The following is a 19,945-nucleotide window of genomic DNA, read 5'->3' as shown; positions in this document are numbered from 1 at the left end:
CACCGAGCCCGGTCCGCGGCGTCGACTAGGACTGGGCTGTTTCCTTCGGATCACCGCCGCGCGGACCCCACACGCTGGATGCACGCAGCATTCCGCGCACGTCCTCGTGGCGGTCCACGTGCGCTCGGATCTCCCGTTCGGTGCCAGAGGTGAAGATCACCCACGGCCCGTCCACCACCACAGGGTCCCCCCGCCACACCTCGACATCGGGCTCGGGAAGCGGCGGTGTCCAGTCGGGATCCAACGCTGCAATGCTGGCAAACAACCGCTCCATGTCCGCAGAAACCGGGCCATTGAGCAACATGCCGTTGTTGGCGGGCCGCCGGAACACGGTCCCCTCACCCCATATGACCCACGCTTCGGGCTCGTCGTCCGACATCCCGTCCCGTTTCTCGTGCCGTTCTGCCTCTATCAGCTGCTTTGAAAGTAGAGGCTAGGCGGGATCATGCTGGCACCGCAGCAACCCTGGTCAACTCACTCGGCGCATGATCGCCAGGACAAGTCCCAGCCGGCACACCTCGTTTGGCTGACGCCAAGGTCGTACTACGAAGCTCCGAAGGGCTCCCCTCCTCAAACCCACACGCCGGTCAGAATCCATGCCTTGTCGGACCTCCCACCTGGCCATGGCCGCCTCCCGGTCAGAACCAGGTCGTCCGTACACAACACCGGCGCCCGGGAACCCTTTTACAAGGTCGCGGCTAGGGTGAGCGAGTGCTGACCGAACCTGACGCAAGGGATACCCGCGCGCCGCTGCCCGCCCATGCAATCGAGGTCGGACCCGAGCCGCTGCGCGAGCCGGCGCGGAACTCGGTGGGTGGCTGGCCGTTCCTCGACGACACCCAGGCATGGCCGGAGTGCTTCTGCGGCGAGCGGATGGCACTGTTCTTCCAGCTGGACATCCCTGCGGACCTGGAACCCTTCGGCGGAGACCACCTGCTGATCTTCCACTGCCGCGCACACAACGACGCATCCGACCCCGAACTGGCCGACGGTCGACTCGTCCCCAACTACTGGGACGCACCACAGCCGCCGTACCCACGCCCCTTCTGGCGCGTGCTGCTCCAACGCCACGCGACACTGCCGACGGCGGACCCCGAACTGTCCGTGCACGCCCTGCCGTTGAGCCTGCGACCCTTCGAAGACACCCCCAACGCGCGCGGGCGAGGCGCCCAAGTATTCAAGGTGGGCGGTACGCCGTCCTGGGCGCAGGATCCCGAGTACTACAGGTGTGCGTGCGGAGCGGACTTGGTGTACATCTGCCAGGTGCCGGAGGACATGGAATTCGCCGTCCACCCCGGCCAACCGGAACAGCCCTACAGCATCGGCCTCAACACCTACGGGCTCTTCCTCGGCAACGAGGTGTATCTACTGGCCTGTCCGGCCCACTGCCACCCCGCCGCGGTGTGGCCGGTGAACCAGAACTGACGCCAGGCGGACAGACTGTGACGTGGCCCCTGGGTACTCTCGCCACTACTTCCGACGCACCCCAGAGCTCGTAACACGATCATGGTGAAGGGCTGTTGAGTCGTCTCCAGCAGATCAGTCCGCAGGCCAGGGAGACTATGGCGGTGTGGAGGTCGAGCCGTCTGCCAGCGGACTGCGAGGCGCTTGAACTGGCGCGCCACGGTCTGCCCCGACGACCTTCCGCAGCCTGTCGAGACCGACGATGTCCGGCGCCCCTTCGCTGTTACTGTCGCGCCATGTCCAAGATCGAGATAGACGTCGTGACCGCCGAGTTCTTCGATGCCTTTGACAACCGGGGCGGCAAGGCTGCCGACGTGGCCCGGATCCGCCGGCTGGTTCTTCCGGGTGGCGTGATCGTCAAGACCGGCCCGGAGTTCACGGTCTACACCGTGGACGAGTTCATCGAGCCTCGCCAGCGGCTGCTGACCGACGGTCGGCTGGTCGAGTTCTCCGAGTGGGAGACCTCTGAACGGACAGAGATCGCGGGCGATATCGCGTCGCGGTTCGGCGAGTACCGCAAGTCCGGGATCTTGGATGGTGAGCCGTTCGAGGGAGACGGGACCAAGACCATCCAGTTCGTCCGCACTTGCGAGGGCTGGCGGATCGCAGCGTTTGCCTGGTACGACCAGCCCTGACCGCGTGGCGGTCCGGTTGCGGCTTTTCAGCTTGGGTTGATGTGGTGCATCGCACCGGGCTCAATCATCCTCGTTCGGCACGGCATATCGAGCACCTTGACAGCCGGGTCGCCCCGTCCCCGGAATCGTGGACGCAGGGCGCTTTGAGCTCGTAGCACGGTCATGACTGTGCTTCTTGAGGCGTCTCCAGCAGATGAGGCTGCATGCGAGGGAGACGAAGGCGTCGTGGAGTTCGGTGCGGCGTTCCCAGCGGACGGCGAGGCGCTTGAACTGGTGGAGGACCTCGGCCCTTTGGTCGCTCATGCCATCAAGATGCAGGTCAACGTAGACGTCCACCAGTCCTCCTTCGCCGAGGGGTGCTGTGACGTCCTGTCGACGTCACAGCCCCCCTACTCTTGTCGGTCGGTTCCTACTTGGTAACCGTCACTCTGGGTTCCGAGACGGGTTTGCGCAGTCCGTGATCACAGCGCGGTGCGCCGTATCGACATGGAACGAAGCCGTATAAAGAACCCCGGAGATCGATTGATCAAGCTGGGAGGTCTTCAGCGCGGTCGGATTGCTCCACCAGACAGTGCAGGGAAGACGCAAGGGTTCCGGGGGCACAACGGACGTGAGCAGGAACCGCCCGCTCTCCCTCTCAACATCTCAAGTGATCACGAAATGGGCGCCCGCCGACTGCGCCGAAGCCCTGGGGGTCGGCCCAGTCGGGGGATGTGTGAGCCGCGGGTCCCGGCGGCCATTAGCTCCTCCGGATCAGACGGTGTCCCGGCTTCTCGCGGAACACTGCGGCGCGACTGTCGAGCAGGCCGCACACCACGACGGTCGCCATCAGGAATGCACCCATGGCCGACAGCAGGGCGACCTCCTGGTACGACTGCGGCATCACCCGAAGCGCCAGGGCAGCGGCGACGGCTCCGGTCAGGAGCGCGCAGCCGATGCGGGCCAATAGCCCGAGAACGGTGAGGGCACGCCGCTCGGTGCCGACCAGCCTCTCGCGGACCGTGCGCACGCAGGCCACCGCAGCGGTGAGAGCGCCCGCCGCGAGAGCCAGCCACGACGTGCCGAACAGCAGTCCATAGCGGATCGCCAGCGCAGGCACGAAGAACAACGTCAGCCAGAGACGAAGGGCGTCCACCACGAAGGACAGCGTGGGCGCGGACCGATCCGGCAACCGGGAGGCGGCCACCCGCAGTCCGAGGAGCGCCGCCGCGGCCACCAGAGCAAGCGGCATACGATCGTCCAGCCGGCCCAGGCTGTACAGCAGGGCTGTGTCGTAGACGACCAGCACCAGCGCGCCCAACGCACCCATTGAACCGACGAAAACCAGCACCCCCGGCACCGAGGCCGGCACCCGGGTCGTACTCGTGTCGCGCGCCGCGACGCGGGCGAGCAACAGCGGGGTGACGATCGCCGACACAGCACGGATCACCACGTCATCGACGGTGTACGGATTGCGCAGATCCCACTCGACCAGACAGAACACGACCGTGTAGGAAACGGAGGCCAGTGGCAGCAGGTACGAACACGCGACCTGGCGGTACAGGCCAGCGTCCAGCCAGCGCACCACCATCGCGAACGCCAGCAGCACAAAGGGGAGTTCAAGAAAGGCTTGCACACGCAGCACGCTCGGCGCGAGCAGACCGGGTGTAGGGAAGAGCGTGGCGAGGGCGCGCAGGGCAGGATTTGCCGACGCCAGGTCGAACCAACCAGCGGGCAGATACTTGGCGATGAACGACGGATCGCCGCCGTGCACGCGCAGAACGTAGACCGTGAACAGCACCTGATTGACGTAGACCAACCCGGTCACCATCGCCAGCCCGACGGCTGGTGAGACGGAGCGCCGTGCCGCGCCAGGTCTGTGGCTGGTGCGGTGGGACACGACACGCGGGGCGACCGCGAGGGCTGGAACGACCGACGCGACCACAACCACGTTGACGTACAGCTGAACAGCCGTCATCGGGGCTCACGTGTCCCTTGATTAAGATCGATCCATATCGAAACTGATGCGGACCGTACCGTTTGGAAATCTCTCAGAAATGGCGACATAGTATCCGTCATTGCGCTGAAATTTCACGAATGCACATCTCCCGCTCAATCCGTCAGGGAAGCACTCGTCGACACCCCATTGATTCAAGCGAATGACGCTTGAATCTTCCCCCCATGTCAGATCGTCCAGCCCGTAACCAAATTGCCCGAGAAGTTGGTCAGCCTCCCTCGCCGAGCCGTCGATCACAAGTGAAAGCGATTCACTGTCCCACGTCGTGACGATACGGCACCGCACAGTCCGAGCGCGCGGTGGAACAGTCACTCCGAACCGCTTCGACAGTCGGTCACCACCAACGTCCCTCTTGCATGAAGAACTAGAAATGTCATCGAGAGTGTCAGATTGCGAGCATCCAGCAACAAAAGAGAGTGAAACAGAAAGTAGAGCAGTAAACTTTATGAAGCGCCGCACACGCAACCCCTTTTGGGCATACCGGGCAGGGTGAACGCGGGGGCATGGCACTGGGACCAAGCCCCCACGGTCTCCGAGACGAGCGCTAGGCTACGGCAGTGGTCGACCGCAGCAAGGGTAGTTGGATCCGTACACAGCGAAGCGTGCACTGCCAACTACGTTGAAGTCCTTGGCCAGGCCGACCGCATGTAGGTGCGCCAGACCTTCCTGCTCCACGCGCACCAGCCCTCCTGCCGCGACGAAGTCGTTCTTGTGCTCCTCCTTGTTTCCGAAGTTGTACCGCTTGAACATTTGAACCGTGTAGGTGGCGTTTCCTCGACCGTCGGATGACCCCACCACGCGCCACTGCACGCTGTTGAGCGCGTAGTACCAGTCCTGGAAGTCGTCTTGGACGCCCTCCGGGAGGTCCTTTCCGCTTTCATGTAGATCATCGATCCACTTTCCGGCATTGAAGTTGGACCACCCGGAATCGAAGTCCCCAGGCTTCCCCGCCCGTTCGGCCACATAGTCGTCCACGAGCCCGTTGAGGCCTGGGTACGCCTGAAGGATCTCGCGGGGATCGACTTCGTAGTCCGTTCCGGATGCGTTGAGCCAGTGGTACATCAACTGGGCTGCGTTTCCGTACCCCTTGGCCTCTGATGCCAGTCCAACGGCGATCATCTTGAGTCGACGATTATTGTCGGCTATTCCGGGAGATGCCGAGTTGAAGATGCGATCCGTGCCGAAGTCGGACGCCGAGAACGCGGGCGATGTCCCGGCCTCCCGCTCGGCGCGAATCGTCGAGGTTTCGCGGTACACACCCCCGCACATCCCCGTGATGTCGCAACTGGTGTGCCCGTCATACTCGGCGCGGCTGGTGGGGTTTCCGCCGGTGAAGGCATATCGGTTGGCGGTGTACGGGTCCGCCCCGAGGCCCATGTCGGCGAGGGCGCCGTTGTACATGTCCCGGGTGGTGAAGCGGTTCAGACCCGGGCTGTAGTCACGGAAGCCCATGTCGTAGGTGCCGGACTGGGCGTCCCAGCGCTTGGCGTTGTAGCGGTAGGCGTTGTACGCCTCCTTGGTGGGATCGGCGGCATCGGGCTTGTCGATGCCGGTGTACTCGGAGGTGTCGTCGGAGCCGTAGGCGGTGTAGCCGTAGGTCGCCTTGGTGTTGCCGCCTGCGTCGGTGAGCGTTTCGACGTCGGTGTGGCTGTTGTAGCCGTAGTAGCCGTCCTCGGTCGTGCCGTCGCTGTTGTGTTTAATCTGCGACAGGCGTTCGCCCCAGGGGCTGTACTGGTAGGACTTGGTGAGCTCGCCCGCAACTCTCTCGTCCAGGACCTCTGAGGACAGGCCGAGGTAGGAGAAGTCGGTGGTCTTGCCGTCGGCTGCTTTCGACGCCGTGCGGTCCAGCGGGTCGTATGTGTACTTCGTCGACTTCAGGGCGCCGGTGGAGTCCGCCTTTTGGGACTCGATGACGTGGTCGAAGCCGTCGTACACGCTCCGCTCGATGATCTGGCCGGCCGAGGTGACTGATTCCTGGCGGCCGAACGGGTCGTAGTTGTAGTTCGCAGTGGAGGTGCCCACGGTCGCCTTCAGCAGGCGGTTGCGGTCGTACTCGAACTGCGTGGTCTTGTTCTTGACGGTCTGGCGGATGACGTTGGCGTTGTCGTCGTGGACGTACGTCTCCGTCCCCGCGCCGTTGCCGGTCTTGACCGACTCCTTCAGGCGGTCGGCGGGGTCGTAGCTGTAGTTCGTGGTGGAGTCGAGGTAGGCCGTGTTGTTGTCGGCGTTCATCTTCTTCGCCACGTCCTGCGCCTTGTTGCCGTTGGCGTCGTAGGCGTAGGTGTGGGAGGAGACGAGGGTGCCGTTGGCCTTCTTCTCGGCCGTCGACTTCAGGGCCGCGTCGAGGTAGTAGGTGTAGTCGACGGTGTTGCCGTTGGCCTTGGTCTCCTTCAGCTTCAGGCCGCGGTCGGTGTAGGTGTACGACGTCACCTTCGGCGCCGCGTCCGTCGCGCTCTTGCCGACCGAGACCGACTTGACCAACTCGCGCAGGTCGTAGGTGTACTTGGAGTACTGGTCGGGGTGGGTGACCGTGTCCGGCTGGCCGTTGGCGTCGTACGTGTACGATGTGGCCTTCTTCTCCGCACCGGCCAGCGCCTCGGTCACCTTCTGGACCTGGTTCAGGCCCGTGTACGCGACCGTGTACGCGTCGATCTTCGCGGTCGACGACGTGTCGTCGATCTTGGTGAGGTTGCCGTTGAGGTCGTAGGTGTAGGCGAAGTTGCTCTTCTCGCTGTCCGTCTCACCGGCCGTGTCACGGACGAGCTTGACGCCGTCGGCGACCACGATGCCGCCGCTGTTCTGGAACAGCTGCAGCTTGGCGGCGTTGCCCTGCTTGAAGGCGTAAGCGCCCAGCGAGACCCAACTTCCCTGGTTCGCCGCCGCGTTCTGGTCGAGTGTCTTGTCGGCCGTCCCCGTCGAGTGCGTGACCGTGTACTTCGCCGTCGTCGCCGCGCCCGTCACCTTCGGGAACTTCACGTACGCCGTGTACGTGCCGTCCTTCGGGAACTTCACGTACGCCGTGTACGTGCCGTCCTTGGGGATGTTCAGCGTCCACGTGAAGGCGTCCGTGCCCGTGCCCGCCGCGTGGGTCTCGTGGTCGTAGCCGTGCTGGCCGGTGATGTTCCCCTTCGTCCAGGTGCCGGTCTTCGAGGTGTTCTGGGTGTCGGAGTTGTCCACCAGGACCACCGACTTGCCCACCGGCACGCCGTCGTCCGAACGCGCCTTCAGCGAGCCGTCGGCGTAGTACGACCACGTCATCGTGCGGTTGGAGGAGCCGCCCGCCGAGGTCAGGGTGCGCTTGGTCTGCTGCCCCAGCTCGTTGTAGTCGTACGTTGCGGCGATGTCCCACGGGTCCGTGGACGACTCCACCCAGCCGTTGTCGAAGTAGCTGTAGGTGGTGTCGTTGCGGACCGTCTCGCCCTCCGACGGCGGCAGGGAGGTCTTTGCGACCCGGCCCACCTCGTCGTAGGCGGTTTGCGTGTAGACGTTGGCGTCGTTGTAGGTCGAGTCCGCCGGGTCGTACGGCTGGAACTGCTTGACCGGGCGGTTCAGCGCGTCGTACTCGGTGCGGGCGGTGAACGCCGTTGTCGTACCGGCCGCTACGGCACGCGGGGTGAGCACCTTGGTGGTGTTGCCGACCTGGTCGTACTCGTACTTCGTTGTGCGGTACGTGATCGGTGCGGTGCCCGAGTGCGGGACCTTCTGCTCGATGACCTTGCCGCGCTGGTCGTAGGTGATGAGTGTGGTGTTGTTCTCCGCGTCCGTCGTGGAGACGACGCGGCTGTCCTTGTCGTAGGACGTGCTGGTCGTCTTCCCGGCCGCGTCCGTGACCGACGTGACCCGGTGGTTCAGGTCATAGGCGGTCTTCGACGTGTAGTCGGTGGTGTCGGCGGTCGCGTTCTTCTTCGGGTCGATGACCTTGGTCGCGTTGCCGACGTTGTCGTACTCGTAACTGACCTTGTCACCAGCCGAGTTGACGGACGAGGTGAGCTGGTAGATCTCGTCGTAGTGGTTGGTGGTGACGTAGTCGGTCGCATCCGTCGTCGTCGCGGTGCCCTTGGGCTCCGTCGTCGTCTTCAGGTTGCCGACCTGGTCGTAGGTGTACGTCGAGGTGCGCGGCGCGGTGAGGTTGTTCGCCGGTGCCGTCGCCGATTTGATCTGGTCCGCCTCGTCGTACACGGCCGTGGAGACAGCGCCGTTGGGCGAGGTGGACTCGGTGACGTTGTCGTTGGCGTCGTACTTCGGGGCCGGGGTCGTGATCAGGGCGCCGGTGTCCTGCTTCTTCGGCACCGTGCTGACCAGGGGACGGCCGAATGTGTCGTACGTCTGCGTGGTCTTCTTGCCCAGCGCGTCGGTGACCTCGGTGACCTGGCCGCGCTCGTCGTAGACGTACGTGGTCGACTTGTTGAGCGCGTCCGTGATGGTGCTCGGGTAGCCCGTCGGGCCGAAGCCGCTGTACGTCGTCGGGTTGCCGTTGGCGTCCGTGGCCTTGATGAGCTGGCCGTAGGAGTTGTAGTCGTACGACGTCGTGTAGTCGCCGGCCGTCGCCGTCGACACGCCCTTGGGGTCCGTGACCGTCTTCAGGTTGCCGAAGGTGTCGTAGCCGAACTGCCAGGCGTGGCCCTCCGGGGAGGTCTTGCGCCACAGGTCGGCGGAGTAGCCGTCGGCGCGGGTCTGGTACTGGTACTTCGCCGCGTTCGCCGGCCACTTGGTGGAGTCGGTGACGCAGGTGGCCGTCTGGTCCGGGACACCGGCGGTGTTGTTCTCCGCGTCGCGCTGCCAGAGCGGGTAGCCCGTCTTCTGGTCGTAGCAGTAGGCGGTCTTGGCGCCGTTGGCCTCCTCCAGGTAGGTGACGTTGTTGTCACCGTCCCAACTCATCTTCGTGGTCTGGGACTTGGCGTTCGTCGTCGATACCGGGCGGCCGAAGTCGTCCAGCACATAGTCGGTGGCGTGGGTTTCGGCGTCCGTCACCTTGGTGTCGGTGAACTTCGGGTTCGTCGTCGTGTTGGGCTTGTACGCGAAGTTCGTGGAGCCGTTCAGGCGGTCGGTGATCGTCTTGGTCCACCAGTGGTACTTGGCGTCGCCGGTGGGCGGCTCGTGGTACGCGAGCGAAGTCGCGTTTCCACGCGGGTCGGTGGCCTTGACCAGCTTGACGTTCTTGTTGCCCTGGGTGGCGTGGTAGGTGAACTTGAAGACCTTCGGCTGGGCCGAACCGTCACCGTCGGTGAACTGCCCCAGCAGGCCCTGGGTCGTGTAGTGGAAGGAGACCTTGCGGCCCGAGATGTCGGTGATCGACTTGACGTGGTCGTAGATCTTGGGGCTGGTGAGGTTGCTGCCGGTGACCTTGGCGCCGGTGTCGTCAATGTAGTCGTACGACGCGTCGCCCCGCCGGTAGTAGTCGACCGTCAGCGACTTCCGGCCCGCCGGGTCGGTGATGTACTTCAGGAACTTGGTCGGCTGGCCGCCGCCCGACTTGCGCTCCTCGTACGTGTAGGTCTGCGTGTTGCCGTTCTTGTCCACGACGGACGTCAGATAGCCGTCGCAGCCGAAGAGGAAGCGCGTGCCGTCCGGGCGCAGCAGGGTCCAGGCGTCCGGGACCGGGTCCTTGTCCGGGGTGCAGTCCAGGCCCGGCTTCATCGTCAGGCGGTAGTGGACGCCCGCGGGAGCCTTCCAGCTGCCGTCCGCCTGCTTGGCGAAGACGTGCGTGGTGCCGTCGCCGTCCGGGAGGCGGATCTCGGTGGCGTTGGCGTTGGGCTTGGGGTGGATCTCCAGGTGGGCGCCGAGCCGGATCGGGCCCGAGAACTGCCCCGACCAGCCGTGTCCCAGCAGCGAGTCGGACGTGTCCAGCGAGTTGTACGCGAACCGGGCGAACGTCGTCAGGCCCCGACCCGGGTTGCTGAACGCGTTGTACGACCACACGGTGTTGCCGGAGGCGAGGTTGTTCATCACCGTCGAACCGGCACCGGTGTTCTTGCCGGTGTAGGAGTAGAACTTCTCCAGGCCCAGCATGTTGGAGGTCGGGTCCTCCACCGCCACGTTCTGTTTCAGCGGCGGGATCCCGCCCGTGCCCGCCGAGAGCCAGGTGCCGTCGGAGACCTTCTTGATGTCCCAGCCCAGCACGTACTCGGTGCGCTTGTTGCCGGCATCGGAGTTGATCGGCGTCTTGACCTGCGCCTGGATCGTGGCCGACTGGCCGGGGCTGAGCGCCGGGATCGCCGTGGCCAGCGAGGTGCCGGCGTTGGCGGGGGCCGTGCCGTCGGGCAGCTTCCAGGTGTACGACAGCTGCCGCTCGCCCGTCGCCCACGCACTGGAGGTGGTGTTGGTGACCGTGAAGTCCACCGTGTACGTGGAGTTGGGGGTCATCCGGGCCGGGGTCTGCGGCGCGTAGTAGGTGTCGTCCGTCGTGGAGTCGACGTAGATCACGCGCAGCAGCGGGCCGATCTGCTGGTCGGCGGCCTCCGAGGCCAGGAACACCGTCTGTTCCTGCGGGCCCGTGGAGGTCTCGTCCTTCAGCTTGACCATCGCCCCCTTGTTGCTGGTCGGGGTCTTGATCCAGCCCTGGGTCAGCGAGGTGGCGTCCCACCAGTGCCGGCCCACCTCCGAGACGGAAGCAACCGTGTCGGAGACCGTCGAGGAGAAATCACCACCGGCCGACGTCCACGCCGTAGTCGACGTCGCGTTGTTCCACGTCGTAGTCGTCTCGTCGAAGTCCCTTGTCAGACCGTGGAGTTCGTAGATCGCGCCATCGGTCTTCGTCGTGGTCTCCGCACCCCACATGAACAGCCGCGACTCCAGGACCGTGGCCGTGGTCGGGATCGCGGAGGTGGGGAACTTCATCACCGCGCGGGTCTTCTCGGTCCCGTTCGTGGGCGTGTTGTTGCCCACGCTCAGCCACTTCTGGCCCACGCCGTCCCGGGCGATGGTGTCCCGGTTCGTGGTCGGGGTCGCCGAGGACAGCGTCGAGTCGGTGACGCCTCCCGCGGTGCCCTGGAGCAGGCGCATCGTGCGGCCCGCCTTGGGCACGCCGACGATCCGGGTCGGCGAGCCGAGCAACTGGCCGTCCGCCGTCTTCACCGCGAGCTGGTAGTAGTACGACCGGCCGATCTCCACCGAGGAGGAGTCCGGGGTCGGCGTCGCGGTCGTGTCCGTGTAGCTGGTGACCGACTTGTCCAGCGGCGCGACCAGGGTCGCCGCGGACGGCGTGAACGCCTGCTGCGTGGAGCGGTGCAGCTGGTACTCCGCGATGTCCAGGTCCGCATCCCCGGTGGTGTTGGAGTACGCCTTCCAGGACAGCTCCGGGCCCGTGGAGTGGATCACCGTTGGCGAGTTGAGCGTCGTACCGACCTTGCCGTACGTCACCGTCAGCCGCGGGATCGTCGACGTCTCGCCGCCGTAGTCGCCGTCACCGGCCTCGTAACGCGGGCCGCCGAGCGCCGTTGCGGCCAGGGTGTCGTCCTTGGCCTGGAGGACGAAACCGTTGTTGACCTCGGTGCCGTTGATCCACTTCTGGACCGTGTTGGTGACCGGGAAGTTGTGCCACTGGCTCAACTCGCCGTTGTTCTTCACGATTTGCGCGGGGTTGCTCAGCCTGACCGCATCCGCGATCACTGCCGAGCCGGCCGGGGTCGCGGTGTCGCCCAGAGCCACCTTGTAGCCGGTGCCGCCCCGGTTGAACTGGTACTGGGTGCCGCCGCCCAGCGCCGCCCACACGCCCTCGGTGCCGGACGTCTGGTCGACATTCGTGGTGGCCGTACCGCCGTTGTAGGTCACGGTGTACGGCGCCGCCGTGGTCCGGTTGGAGGAGGCCACGTAGTGGACGTCCACCTTGTAGCTGCCGGTGTCTCCCACCGGGGTCTGCCAGGTGTGGCTGTCCCCGGCGATCGAGTCCTGGTTGACCCGGTAGTCGCCGCCGATCGCGTACTGGGTGAGCGTCGAGCCCGACGAGGGCCAGGCGCCGACCGCCGCCGTTCCCGTATCCCCATCGTCGAACTGGACTGTGGTTCCGGAGAGTTCACCGGCCAGCGCGCTGGTGTTGGACCAGGTAGCCGTCGTCTCGTCCCAGGCCCCGGTGGCCCGCCGCACCTCGATGGTGTTGTCGTTCGCGCCCGTGGTGTGCGCCTGGTCGAAGTACATCTCCAGGCGGGCCGAGTCGAGGTCCACGCCGGACGGGATCTCGTCCAGCGGGAACCTGATCAGAGAGCGGGCGATGCCCGTCTCCGTCTTGCCCGCCGACAGCCGCCATGAGCTGTTGTAATTCGTCGACGGCGCATCCGAGATGACCATGACGTCCTGGGACTGCGAGGGGCTCGGCGCGATCGTGATCGTCGGATCGATCACGACCGGGTACTGCCGTGCCTTGGACGCCAGCCACTTCGCGTCGGGCGTGACCGTCAGCTTCCAGGACCTGCCGTCCCTGGTCAGCTTCTGGCTGACCTTCGTGCTGTAGGTCTGTCCGAAGACGGACTTGGCGTCCTTCTTGGCGTCCGTCATGTACGGCGCCGGGATCACCATCACCGGCGTGTTCGGCAGGTCACCGAACAGGGCGATCGAGCCGTCCTTGCGGGCCTTCGGGGTGAGCCCGTCAGTGTCGAGCGTGAAGGTGAACTTCAGCGGCCCGTCCGGGCGTTCGGCGAGGGTGATGTTCTCCTTCACCTGACCCGGGCCGACCACATACTCCAGGTCCGCGCCATGCACCGCGTCCTTGTACGTGACCGTCGAGCCCTTCGCCGCCGGCTTCAGTGCCCGATCCGCGCCGTCCAGACCCAGGGTGACCGAGCGGCCGTCCGGCGACTTGAAGCGCACCAGCCGGTCGGCGTCCGTGCCGAACCAACTGCGGCCCTCGTTAGTCGTATTGGCGAAATCGAACCCCTTCGCCTCCGCCTCGCGCACCGTGGTGTCGATCGACTTCCACGACGAACCCGACCGGTACGACGTCGGAGCCGCCGACAGCTCCGCCTCGACCCGCCCGTCCGACAACTGCCAGAAACGGGCGTTGGCCGTGCGTTTGCCCTTGAGTTCCCTGACCCGCTTCGCGGGTGGCAGAGCCTTCTCCTTGGGCAGTTTCTCCCGGTCGGCCACCTCCAATTCATCATGCGACGGCGGCTTTTCAGCCTCGTCGTCTTCTTCCTCGTCCGTAAACCAGCCCTTGACGGTATCGACAATTCCCTTGTCGTCACCGCCGCCCGAATCGGACGCGGCATACGCCACCTGCGGTAACGCGGTACTGGTCACCGCGGCTACCATCAGGCAAGCTATCGTTCTCCCCAGTCTGGGTCTCACACCAAACCTTCCCGAAGAAGCTGACTGAAATTCGCCGCCATGGCCGGTTTTCAGGCATGCGTAATAGAGGCCATGAATGGCGGCGCCAGGTTCTTAATGGGCCTGCTGACGCCCCGTCAAGTCGCCGTACATACTGGACAGTTCACGTGAAGTGACCGCCGGGTGCCCGAAATATCCCCGCGCTGGCTATCGCGCCCGGACGTCATGTATAAAGCGCCCCGTCATACCTCCAGTCCGGGCCAAGTCCATTTCCGAAGGGGACGTTTTGTGGGCGCTATGACCGGGAGAGCGGCAGCATCCCCGCCGGAATCCGAGAATGAGGAAAGAGGAAGCGGGACGTCCGAATCCCGCTCCCCTCGCCCCGACCGCGCGGGCCTGCTCATCGCCGGCGCCGCGCTCGCCGCCTGTGCCGGACTCGTCCTCTACGGCGTCCTCGACAGCAGCCAGGACGACGACGCACCCGAACGCCGCGTCCCTACCGCCGCGGTGACCTACGAGGTCACCGGCACCGGCATCGCCGACATCACCTACCAGGCACGCAGCGAGTCAGGAACGGCCGTGACCGTCAAGGCGGCGGCCCTGCCGTGGCGCAAGACCGTCGCCGTCCCCCTCGGCCGCGAGCCGATCGTCAGCATCGTGCTCGGCGAGAACGGCAGCCAGGCCCGCTGCACCCTCACCATTCGCGGCCAGTACGTCCAAAGCGGCACCGCCAGCGGCGCGTTCGGCCGCACCACCTGCACCGGCAGCCTGCCCCGGCCGGGCACGGCGGAGAGACGGACATGACCAGATCCCGCAACCAAGAGCGCAAGGAGCCCACCGTGCACGCCCTGCCCCGGCACATACTGATCACCGCCACCGTCATCGGCGCCCTGGCAGTGACCTCCGCCTGCGGCGGGCAGGACGACCAGCAGGAGACGGCATCGGACTCGGTCTCGGCGCCGCAGACCTCGCAGTCCGGCTCACCCGATGCCTCCGGAAGCGCGTCGCCGAGTGCCTCCGGCTCACCGTCCGCCAGTTCCTCGGCCTCCGCCTCCGCATCCCCGTCGCCCTCCGCTTCCGCCTCGGCCAGCGCCGCCAAGAAGGGGAGCACAACCTCCGACGGCGGCAGCGGGACGGGAGGATCCGGCGGTGGCGCAACGGCGCCCACCGCACCGGACTTCCCGGTGCCCGTCGAGGTCGGCGACGCGACCCAGGTGATCACGGTCAAGTCCAGCGGCTCCTACGCCACCGTCACCGCGTGGGCCAAGGGGTCCTCCGGCTGGAAGGCGCAGTTCAGCACCGGCGCCGGCCGGGTCGGCTCCAACGGCGTGACCGACGGGGCCACCCGGATGCAGAACACGTACACCACGCCCGGCGGCACCTACACCATCACCGAGGGCTTCGGACACGTGTCCGGCGGCACCGCCATGCCGTACCACGTCGTCACGGCCGACGACTGGTGGGTGCAGGACCCGGAGTCGAAGTTCTACAACCAAATGCACGGCGAGGCGGGCGCGGACTTTCCGCTCACCGAGTCCGGCGACCGGGGCAGCGAGCACCTCATCAACTACCCCACCCAGTACGCCAAGGCCCTTGTCATCAACTTCAACCGCTGGCCCGCCACGCCCGGCCGCGGCGCGGGCATCTTCCTTCACGTCAACGGCAGCGGCGCCACCGCGGGCTGCGTGTCCGTCCCCCGCGCCACGATGGACCAGATCATGGGCTGGATCACGCCGTCCGCGCACCCGCGTATTGCCATCGGCTGAGCGGTCCCGCTCGGTGGCCGGTCAGTCCTGCGTGTCGTACGGCGGCCAGGCGTCGCCCCAGTCCGCGTCGCGGGCCGCCTTGTAGAGGTCGCCGTGGCGTTTGGTGACGGTGGTGCGGGTGAGGGCCGGGTCCGTCTCGCACAGGTCGAGGAGGACCTGGCCCTTGCGGATCTGGGGCTTGCGTACGACGCGGGAGGGGGCGGGGTCGACCGGGAAGCGGGCGGCGGCGACGTAGGCGAACTTCTCGTCCTCGTAGGCGAGGGAGCCGCCCTTGACCTGGCGGTGCAGCGAGGAACGGCTGACCCGCGTCGAGAAGTGACACCAGTCCTGGCCCGGAACGATGGGGCAGGCCGCGCTGTGCGGGCACGGGGCGGCGATGTGGAAGCCGGCGGAGATCAGGCGGTCGCGGGCCTCGATTACGCGGGCGTAGCCGTCCGGGGTGCCGGGTTCGACGATCACGACGGCCTGCGCGGCGGCCGCGACGGTGTCCACGAGGGTGGTGCGGTCGGCGGCGGTGAGCTCGTTGAGGACGTAGGAGACCGTGACGAGATCGGTGCTCTCGATGGTGAGCGCTGCTCCGATCCGAGAGCGCTGCCAGCGCACATCGCGCAGGGCGGGGTTGGCGGCGGCGATCTCCCGACCGAGGGCGAGGGCGGGCTCCGCCCAGTCGAGCACGGTGACGTTGCGGCGCGGGTCGGGCCAGGTGGCGCTGACGGCCCAGGTCGCGGCGCCGGTGCCGCCGCCGACGTCGATGTGACTCTCCGGGGTCCACTCTGGGGCAGCGTCCGCGAACGCCTCCAGCGCGGAGTGGACGGCCTCGAAGGTGGCCGGCATGCGGTACGCCGCGTACGCCGCCACGTCCGCGCGATCGCGCAGGATCGGGGCGTCGGTGGGGGTCGCCCCGCGATAGCTGGCGATCAGCCGGTCCACAGCCGCGGCGGCCTGGCGGGGCGGAAGCCCGTCGAGCAGTCCGGCCAGGGCTGCGCGGAGGGTTTCGGCCGGGGATACGGGGTCGTTCACCCGCTGATTCTAAGGTTGCCGGGCGTCTGGGTGGCCATCTCTGGGGCCGAGACGCCTCACCGGCCGTTCAGTCAGGAGCCCGGCGGACAGGTGCGAGCGGCGACGGCCCCGGGAGCTCGTACTCCGCCCAGACCCGTCTTCCGGCCCGTCCACCAAATCAGTACTGAAATCTGTACAGAATTCTGACCGGATTCCAGGTACGGTTTTCGTTATGCGAGTACCTGAGATCGTCACCGTGAGCGACGCCCGGAGCGGTCTGTCGCGGATACTGGCCGAGCTGGCCGAGGCCGGCCCGGAAGCGGAGCCCGTGCTGATCGGCGCCCATCGCAAGGCGCAGGGCGTACTCCTCTCGATCGAGGCGTACGAGAGCCTCACGGGCCGCGCCGCCCGCAGGGAAGCGGCCGATTCCGCCGCGGGTTCCCTCGCCGCCGAAGGCCTCCGGCCGACCGCCGCCTCCGACCAGGACGCCGAAGCCTACGTACGCGGCACTCTGTCGGCCGAGGACATGGCCGACCGCGCCCTGGCCCGTCACCGACCTGACACGCGCCAGGAAGCTGGATGACCGACCCGTACGTCCTGCCGAACGGCGTCCTGCGCAACCGCCTCGGCATCACTGACGCCTCCGCGCTCGCAGCCGCCGAGGCCGACATCACGCGCGCCCGGCTCGGAGGCCTTCGGCCGGCTCGGCGCCGCAGACCACCTGCGCGGCCGCCGAACTCTACGGCGACATCAACGCGTTGCACCCCTTCCGCAAGGGCAATGGACTCACTCATCGCGCCTTCCTCGCCGAACTGAGCAAACAGGCGGGCTGGCCGATCAGTTGGGCCACGCTGACTCTCAGACGAGAACCGGGATGCCTCGGCCAAGAGTTGACTCGTCAGTCAGCAGCCCGGCTGACAAGTGCGAGTGGCGACGGCCCCGAGAGCCCGTACTCCGCCCAGACCGTCTTGCCGGGCCCATCCGTCCGCTGGTGCCAGCCCCAGCGAGTGGCCAGATGCGATACGAGGAGTAAGCCGCGGCCCGTCTCCTCGGTATCGGTGGCGTCCGACTCGGTGGGGCGCCGGGGCAGCCGTTCGGCGCGGGTGTCGGTGACTTCGACCCGTACGGTGCGGCCGTCGGCGAGGGCGTAGAGGCGGAGGTGGAAGTCCCGGGCGGGGACGTGGCCGTGCCGGACGGCGTTCGCGGTGAGCTCGGCGACGATCAGGACGATCGTGTCGTGGGGTTCGGTGCCGCATGAGACGCCCCACGCGTCCAGCCGGAGGGCGGTGAGGCGGCGTGCGAGGCGGGCTCCGCGGGGTGTCGAGGTGAAGCACATCTCGCAGGTGCGGGCCGGGGGCGACGCGTCGGCGGTGGCAGTCAAGTGGGGTGTGGGGGAGGCGGGTTGAGTGATGTCTGTGGGGTCCGCGGGCTTCGTCGTCATGCCGACAACGGTGTCGCCGGTCGCGTAGCGTGACCAGGGGTGACGCACCGACGCGGGCCGGCTGTACGCGCAGTGTCGGTACGGGTACGAGGCGCGCGGTGATACGGCGTTGGGCCGGGGAGGCGGTGGGCGATGGCGGAGCATGCGGGTGCGGCGGCGGGGGACGGCACCGGGGGCGGGGTCGTCAGCCTCGGCGACGGGTGGGAGAACGACGACGGGGATGAGCGGCGGCCCGAGGACGGCACCGCGAAGGGCGTGGTCGTGGCGTTCGGGCAGACCATGAAGACGCTGCGGGTCCGGGCGGGGCTGGGCCGGGAGGAGTTCGGACGGCGGATCGGGTACTCCGCGTCGACGGTGGCGTCGTTCGAGCAAGGGCGGAGGATTCCGTCGGCTCGGACGATTGATCGGGCGGATGAGGTGGCGGGGGCGGATGGGCTGCTGAGCCTGTGGAAGGAGGAGGTGGAGAGGGCTCAGTATCCGGTGTTCTTTCAAGGGATGGCGGCGCTGGAGAAGCAGGCGATGGAGCTGCTGTCGTACGACACGCTCGTGGTCAAGGGTCTGCTCCAGACCGAGGAGTACATGCGAGCGCTGCTCGCCATGCGGCGGCCGGTTCTGGATCAAGAGACCATCGAGCAGCGCGTGGCTGCCCGATTGGCCAGGCAGGACATCTTCGACCGTTGGCCTGCACCACTGCTGAGCTTCGTGCTGGACGAGTCCGTGCTGCGGCGTCCCTACGGTGGAAAGGGTGTACTGCAAGGACAGTTGGAGCACATTCTTCTGATCGGCCAGAAGCGGAACGTCGAGGTCCAAGTCATGCCGCTTGGTCGCGAGGAAAGCGCCGGTGTGGACGGGCCGTTCACGATCGTCATCCGCAAGGACGGCAAGAAATATGTGTACGCGGAGGCCCAGGGCACGAGCGCCCTCCAGACGGACTCGGAACAGACGACTCTCGCCGCCGCCCGCTATGGGATCATCCGATCACAGGCTCTCCCTCCGCGAGAGTCACTGGAGTTCGTCGAAGGATTGCTGGGAGCGCTATGAACAACGCTGAGTCCTCGTCCGTTGCCTCCGGCCTCGCCTGGTTCAAGAGCAGCCACAGCGGAGCCGAGGGCGGCGATTGTGTAGAGGTCGCGACCGGTACGGCAGTTGTGCACGTCCGGGACTCCAAGGCCGTGGCCAGGCCCATGCTCACGGTGTCGCGCGAGGCGTGGGCGGGGTTCGTCGGGCTGGTCTGACGTTCTTAGGGGCGCGAGGGGCCTGCCGGTTCTTGTCGGACGGCAGGGCTTGGCTGGTCAAAACGAGAAGTACTTGACCACCGCCCAGCCCCGCTCCGCCGACCTGAAGTAGAAGGCTCGCAGGTCCTCGTGGTATCGCGCCAGGCGTTCCCGCAGCTCCTCATCCGAATCGGACGAAGGCAGCTGCCGCCACTCCTGCCACAGGTCCGGGAACGACACCCTCTCCAGGTACGCTGCCGCGCGCCACCTCCGGCGGCTCAAGCACCACGTGGCCCGGATCGCTGCCGGGGTCCGGTATGTACCGGCCGCCGAAAACGGGGAGCTCCCGGTCGCCACCCGGCTCCGACGGGGGCCAGTAAAGCTCGTTCAGTTGGAAGAAGCCGCTCCCCAGCCGTACTGCACCTCCTGTGCGGACCTGCCGCCTCAACTCGTTGAACCCCACATCGAATAGGGCTTCAAAACCCGCCACGTCCCCGGGCAGCGCGGAGGATTCAAGCCCTTGAAAGTAGATCCACATACTCACGCCCGGCAAACTACCTGGCGCCACTGACACCAACACCGTGGCAACAGCACACCGCAGGCTGGGATGTTCGGTCCGAAGGGCATGCAAGCCACCAAGTCCGCGGCACTGTATGGGGGTAACCCTGCGCTCGGCAATTCCTTCGAACCAGCGACAAGGTGAACGGTAGGTTCGCAGTTCTCGGCTCGACGTCGAAGAGCGGATCAGGGGGTCGAGAGTGAGCCGACTGGGACTACTTGCCGCGGGGCTCATGTTTGCCTCGCTCGCCTCCTGCGTCGCGCCGGACAGTGGCTCGGGACATGGTCCCGTCGGATCGCGGGATGCCGGCCGAGATGGGCAGGGCGCGTGTTCCGTACAGTCCGACGTGTCACCTATCACGAGGCGTTTCCCCATGTTCGGGAAGCCGAAGCGAGTGCGCTGGTGTGGCGTGGTCCTGACCACGGACAGCGGACGCGTGCCAGGACCCACGGACGTGAGACTGGTCGGTGTCGTCGAACTCACGGCTGGATCTTTCGCCAAGGTGATGGAAGCGATGGGAGAGGGAGTAGTTGCGGACGCTCCGAAGGATCTCCCCAAGGAAATAGCGGAGTTGCTCCCTAAGGGAGCGAATTGGCTGAAGAGCTCCCAGCTT

General features: G+C 66.5%; 13 protein-coding genes and 1 pseudogene. 7 read left to right on the top strand and 7 right to left on the bottom strand.

Annotated features, from left to right (window positions below; all coding sequences use genetic code 11):
• Window positions 1-25 precede the first annotated feature (25 nt).
• Complete coding sequence (locus tag AB0Q90_RS06630) at window positions 26-379, bottom strand: hypothetical protein (RefSeq protein ID WP_363159491.1); 354 nt, start codon at window positions 377-379, stop codon at window positions 26-28.
• Between the two features lie 332 nt (window positions 380-711).
• Between AB0Q90_RS06630 and AB0Q90_RS06625 the strand changes: the two genes are divergently transcribed.
• Both AB0Q90_RS06625 and AB0Q90_RS06620 read left to right on the top strand, forming a co-directional pair.
• Window positions 712-1,425 (top strand): hypothetical protein, encoded by a 714-nt coding sequence (locus AB0Q90_RS06625; RefSeq protein WP_363159492.1) that lies wholly within the window; start codon window positions 712-714, stop codon window positions 1,423-1,425.
• 275 nt (window positions 1,426-1,700) lie between these two features.
• A complete protein-coding gene (locus tag AB0Q90_RS06620; protein WP_363159493.1) occupies window positions 1,701-2,099 on the top strand; it encodes a DUF4440 domain-containing protein in 399 nt (132 codons plus the stop codon).
• Between the two features lie 174 nt (window positions 2,100-2,273).
• Here AB0Q90_RS06620 and AB0Q90_RS06615 read toward each other — a convergent pair.
• The 3 genes and pseudogenes from AB0Q90_RS06615 to AB0Q90_RS06605 all read right to left on the bottom strand — a co-directional run.
• Window positions 2,274-2,378, bottom strand: a pseudogene (locus AB0Q90_RS06615) (IS5/IS1182 family transposase); the annotation flags it as partial.
• A 460-nt stretch (window positions 2,379-2,838) separates the two neighbouring features.
• Window positions 2,839-4,056 (bottom strand): hypothetical protein, encoded by a 1,218-nt coding sequence (locus AB0Q90_RS06610; protein WP_363159494.1) that lies wholly within the window; start codon window positions 4,054-4,056, stop codon window positions 2,839-2,841.
• A gap of 588 nt (window positions 4,057-4,644) precedes the next feature.
• The gene (locus AB0Q90_RS06605; protein WP_363159495.1) at window positions 4,645-13,338 is read right to left on the bottom strand and encodes a DNRLRE domain-containing protein; all 8,694 of its coding nucleotides are present in this window, start codon (window positions 13,336-13,338) and stop codon (window positions 4,645-4,647) included.
• Between the two features lie 312 nt (window positions 13,339-13,650).
• Between AB0Q90_RS06605 and AB0Q90_RS06600 the strand changes: the two genes are divergently transcribed.
• On the top strand, window positions 13,651-14,157 hold the full coding sequence (locus tag AB0Q90_RS06600) for a hypothetical protein (protein WP_363159496.1): 507 nt from the start codon (window positions 13,651-13,653) through the stop codon (window positions 14,155-14,157).
• The gene (locus tag AB0Q90_RS06595; protein ID WP_363159497.1) at window positions 14,154-15,119 is read left to right on the top strand and encodes a L,D-transpeptidase family protein; all 966 of its coding nucleotides are present in this window, start codon (window positions 14,154-14,156) and stop codon (window positions 15,117-15,119) included. The genes AB0Q90_RS06600 and AB0Q90_RS06595 overlap by 4 nt, the downstream gene beginning before the upstream one ends.
• Window positions 15,120-15,140: 21 nt before the next feature.
• Here the strand turns inward: AB0Q90_RS06595 and AB0Q90_RS06590 are convergent, their stop codons facing one another.
• Window positions 15,141-16,139 (bottom strand): small ribosomal subunit Rsm22 family protein, encoded by a 999-nt coding sequence (locus AB0Q90_RS06590; RefSeq protein WP_363159498.1) that lies wholly within the window; start codon window positions 16,137-16,139, stop codon window positions 15,141-15,143.
• Window positions 16,140-16,350: 211 nt separating this feature from the next.
• Here AB0Q90_RS06590 and AB0Q90_RS06585 point away from each other — a divergent pair, with 211 nt between their 5' ends.
• A complete protein-coding gene (locus AB0Q90_RS06585; protein ID WP_363159499.1) occupies window positions 16,351-16,701 on the top strand; it encodes a type II toxin-antitoxin system Phd/YefM family antitoxin in 351 nt (116 codons plus the stop codon).
• Between the two features lie 315 nt (window positions 16,702-17,016).
• On the opposite strand, the gene AB0Q90_RS06580 is transcribed toward AB0Q90_RS06585, so the two are convergent.
• Complete coding sequence (locus tag AB0Q90_RS06580) at window positions 17,017-17,559, bottom strand: ATP-binding protein (RefSeq protein WP_363159500.1); 543 nt, start codon at window positions 17,557-17,559, stop codon at window positions 17,017-17,019.
• Between the two features lie 132 nt (window positions 17,560-17,691).
• Here AB0Q90_RS06580 and AB0Q90_RS06575 point away from each other — a divergent pair, with 132 nt between their 5' ends.
• Both AB0Q90_RS06575 and AB0Q90_RS06570 read left to right on the top strand, forming a co-directional pair.
• Window positions 17,692-18,600: a helix-turn-helix transcriptional regulator gene (locus AB0Q90_RS06575; RefSeq protein WP_363159501.1), complete on the top strand. Its 909-nt coding sequence runs from the start codon at window positions 17,692-17,694 to the stop codon at window positions 18,598-18,600.
• Complete coding sequence (locus tag AB0Q90_RS06570) at window positions 18,597-18,794, top strand: DUF397 domain-containing protein (protein WP_363159502.1); 198 nt, start codon at window positions 18,597-18,599, stop codon at window positions 18,792-18,794. The genes AB0Q90_RS06575 and AB0Q90_RS06570 overlap by 4 nt, the downstream gene beginning before the upstream one ends.
• A 160-nt stretch (window positions 18,795-18,954) precedes the next feature.
• Here AB0Q90_RS06570 and AB0Q90_RS06565 read toward each other — a convergent pair whose 3' ends face one another.
• Window positions 18,955-19,317, bottom strand: coding sequence for a hypothetical protein (locus tag AB0Q90_RS06565; protein WP_363159503.1), 363 nt, complete (start codon window positions 19,315-19,317; stop codon window positions 18,955-18,957).
• Window positions 19,318-19,945 lie beyond the last annotated feature (628 nt).

Origin of the sequence: Streptomyces sp. NPDC079141 (assembly GCF_040686775.1) — a bacterium.
Lineage (GTDB): Bacteria > Actinomycetota > Actinomycetes > Streptomycetales > Streptomycetaceae > Streptomyces.
Note: the sequence above shows the minus strand (reverse complement) of the source record. Positions and strands in the feature narration are given on the sequence as shown.

Bases quoted from the DNA above. Each gene is read 5' to 3' on its own strand.
- AB0Q90_RS06610 (WP_363159494.1), bottom strand. From the start codon at position 4,056: ATGACGGCTGTTCAGCTGTACGTCAACGTGGTTGTGGTCGCGTCGGTC.
- AB0Q90_RS06630 (WP_363159491.1), bottom strand. From the start codon at position 379: ATGTCGGACGACGAGCCCGAAGCGTGGGTCATATGGGGTGAGGGGACC.
- AB0Q90_RS06595 (WP_363159497.1), top strand. From the start codon at position 14,154: ATGACCAGATCCCGCAACCAAGAGCGCAAGGAGCCCACCGTGCACGCC.
- AB0Q90_RS06620 (WP_363159493.1), top strand. From the start codon at position 1,701: ATGTCCAAGATCGAGATAGACGTCGTGACCGCCGAGTTCTTCGATGCC.
- AB0Q90_RS06585 (WP_363159499.1), top strand. From the start codon at position 16,351: ATGCGAGTACCTGAGATCGTCACCGTGAGCGACGCCCGGAGCGGTCTG.
- AB0Q90_RS06580 (WP_363159500.1), bottom strand. From the start codon at position 17,559: ATGACGACGAAGCCCGCGGACCCCACAGACATCACTCAACCCGCCTCC.
- AB0Q90_RS06605 (WP_363159495.1), bottom strand. From the start codon at position 13,338: ATGGTAGCCGCGGTGACCAGTACCGCGTTACCGCAGGTGGCGTATGCC.
- AB0Q90_RS06570 (WP_363159502.1), top strand. From the start codon at position 18,597: ATGAACAACGCTGAGTCCTCGTCCGTTGCCTCCGGCCTCGCCTGGTTC.
- AB0Q90_RS06600 (WP_363159496.1), top strand. From the start codon at position 13,651: ATGACCGGGAGAGCGGCAGCATCCCCGCCGGAATCCGAGAATGAGGAA.
- AB0Q90_RS06575 (WP_363159501.1), top strand. From the start codon at position 17,692: ATGGCGGAGCATGCGGGTGCGGCGGCGGGGGACGGCACCGGGGGCGGG.